This window comes from Streptomyces sp. 4N124, assembly GCF_052245395.1.
Taxonomy (GTDB): Bacteria; Actinomycetota; Actinomycetes; order Streptomycetales; family Streptomycetaceae; genus Streptomyces.
Genome location: NZ_JBQQBS010000133.1, coordinates 1 through 2,422, shown reverse-complemented (window position 1 = coordinate 2,422; position 2,422 = coordinate 1). Strand labels below are relative to the sequence as shown.

The 2,422-nt window shown below is 68.2% G+C and carries 3 protein-coding genes; all 3 read right to left on the bottom strand.

Annotated features, from left to right (window positions below):
* Positions 1-88 precede the first annotated feature (88 nt).
* Entirely contained in the window at positions 89-847 is a 759-nt protein-coding gene (locus ACTWQO_RS48385; RefSeq protein WP_443243795.1) for a creatininase family protein, read from the bottom strand.
* Between the two features lie 100 nt (positions 848-947).
* Complete coding sequence (locus tag ACTWQO_RS48380; RefSeq protein WP_443243794.1) at positions 948-2,015, bottom strand: alpha/beta fold hydrolase; 1,068 nt, start codon at positions 2,013-2,015, stop codon at positions 948-950.
* 251 nt (positions 2,016-2,266) lie between these two features.
* A partial coding sequence (locus ACTWQO_RS48375; RefSeq protein WP_443243796.1) for a helix-turn-helix domain-containing protein occupies positions 2,267-2,422 on the bottom strand: 156 nt, incomplete at its 5' end.

The following is a 2,422-nucleotide window of genomic DNA, read 5'->3' as shown; positions in this document are numbered from 1 at the left end:
GAGGTTTCCGAAACAGAGGTGGGGCCGGGAAGGACGACTTCCTCCCCACCCCCGCGACGGAGGCCGCATCGGCGCTGAATTCGTCGGCCTACTTCGCCCACGGGTCCCGCAGGAGGATGTCCGCCAACGCCGCCGCACAGCCGGAGAGCATCCGCTCGCCCTTCTCCGGGCTCGCCACCCGGGCGTCGCCCGCGACCCCGGACTCGGTGATCCGGTCGAAGGGCACGGCCATGTACACCGGTTCGGTCGACTCCGCGGGGAGCGTGATCCGCGGCCCGTGCGCCTCGAGCAGGTGCTCGGTACGGATCAGTTCGGGGAAGGCGGCCATCATCATGGACGTCTCCCCCTCACACGCGTGCATGAGGCCTTCCTGGGTCTCCAGAGTGTCCCGCACTACCTCCCGCCCGATGCCGAAGTAGCTGGCGAACGCGATCGGCGTCGACAGTTCCGCCGTGAGCTCGGTCGTGAGGGCGTTGAGGGCGGTCATGTTCCCGCCGTGCCCGTTGACGATCAGGATGCGTGAGAAACCCGCCCGGATCACGGAGCGGCAGATGTCACACAGCAGGGCGTGCAACGTGGACAGGCTGAGTGTGAGGGTGCCGCCGAAGGCCATGTGGTGCTCCGACAGGCCGGTCGGCACGGCGGGCGTCACCACCACGCCGGTGTGCTCGGCGGCCAGCACCGCCGCCCGGCGGCACACCTCCGCGGCCAGGAAGTCATCGACGCCGGTGGGCAGATGAGGGCCGTGCTGCTCGGTGGCCCCGATGGGCAGCAGTACCACCGCGTCCCGCGCCGCGAGGGCACGCAACTCGGCGGCGGTCAGCCGGTTCCACTGGACTTCGCTCATCGAGAACTCCTCCTGGGCGTGACCGGCGCGGTGTGCGCGGCGCCCGGGTGGTGGCTGGTGCAGATCTTGGAGGCGGCCGGCGCACACCTGTGGCCGGTGCTCAGAGGTGGTCGGCGTCGACCACGGCCTGGGCAAAGGTGGTGGGTGCCTCCTGCGGCAGGTTGTGACCGATGTTCGCGATCGTGCGGTGCAGGTAGGGGCCGGTGAAGTGGTCGCGGTACGAGGAGCCGTCGCCCGGTGCGGTGAAGGGGTCGAGGGCGGCGTCGAGAGTGACGGTGGGGACGCCGATGGCGGGCTGGGCGGCCAGCTTCTTCTCGTAGCGGTCGTAGCGTCGGTCGCCCTCGATCAGGCCGATGCGCCAGCGGTAGTTGTAGAGGACGATGGCGGCGTAGTCGGGGTTCTTGAAGGCTTCGGCGGTACGCGCGAAGGTGGCGTCGTCGAAGTTCCAGTTGGGAGAGACGAGGGTCCACACATAGCGGCACAGCGCGATGCGCTTGTCCACGTTCTCCATGGTCTTCTTGCCACGGTCGGTGGCGAAGTACCACTGGTACCACCAGTTGTGCTCGACGGCCGGCGGAGCGGGGTCCAGCTGTGCCTTGCGGTTCGTGATGAGGTAGCCGCTGGTGGACAGGAGGGCCTTGACGCGCTCGGGCCACAGGGCGGCGATGATGTCGGCGGTCCGCGAGCCCCAGTCGAAGCCGGCGAGAACAGCCTTCTCGATCTTCAGGGCGTCCATGAACGCGATGATGTCCAGCGCGATCGCGGACTGCTCGGCCGTGCGCGGAGTGTGGCCGGACAGGAAGCGGGTGCTGCCGTGGCCGCGCAGGTAGGGGACGAGGACGCGGTAGCCCAGATCGGCGAGGAGCGGGGCGACGTCGACGAAGCTGTGGATGTCGTAGGGCCAGCCGTGCAGGAGAACGACGACCGGGCCGCGGGCCGGGCCCGCCTCGGCGTAACCGATGTCCAGGACACCTGCCTTGACGTGCTTGAGCGTGCTGAACTCGGTGTGGGTGCCGGGGGTGAGAGTGGGCACGGTGGGTGCGGAAGCGACGCCCGCCCTGTCCGAGGCGGTCGCGCCGGATGCGCTGGTCTGCAGGCCGGACAGCGAGACCGCGGCCGCGCCGGTGCCCAGGCCGACGGCCTTGCTGAAGGTACGCCTGTTGATCATGTGAAGTCCTCCGTCGTGCGTTTCTGGTGACCGGCCCGAGCCCTGGAAACCCTGGCACGTCATTCGTCACCTGTCAAACAGGTGACGACTGGCGGTTTCGGTGATGAGTGGAGCCGCGGCACATACTCTCGTCCGCAACGAAACCGGACACATCAGTCATGTGATGGTCGGATGCGGAGAGCGACACCGGGTGTGCAGCCCACCCCGTATGTCAGTCATTCGACTGAGAAAAGCTTCTCAACCGCGCGTGCTCACACCCCCTGTTCGCCCTCCAGCCTTTCCAGTGCGTCGCGGAGGGCGGCGCGTGCGGTGATGCCGAGTTTGGGGAAGACGCGGTAGAGGTGTGAGCTGACGGTGCGGGGGGAGAGGTGCATGCGTTCGCCGATTTCTTTGTTGGTGAGGCCGCT

Coding starts and splice junctions, on each gene's coding strand:
- ACTWQO_RS48380 (WP_443243794.1), bottom strand. CDS start 2,015: ATGATCAACAGGCGTACCTTCAGCAAGGCCGTCGGCCTGGGCACCGGC.
- ACTWQO_RS48385 (WP_443243795.1), bottom strand. CDS start 847: ATGAGCGAAGTCCAGTGGAACCGGCTGACCGCCGCCGAGTTGCGTGCC.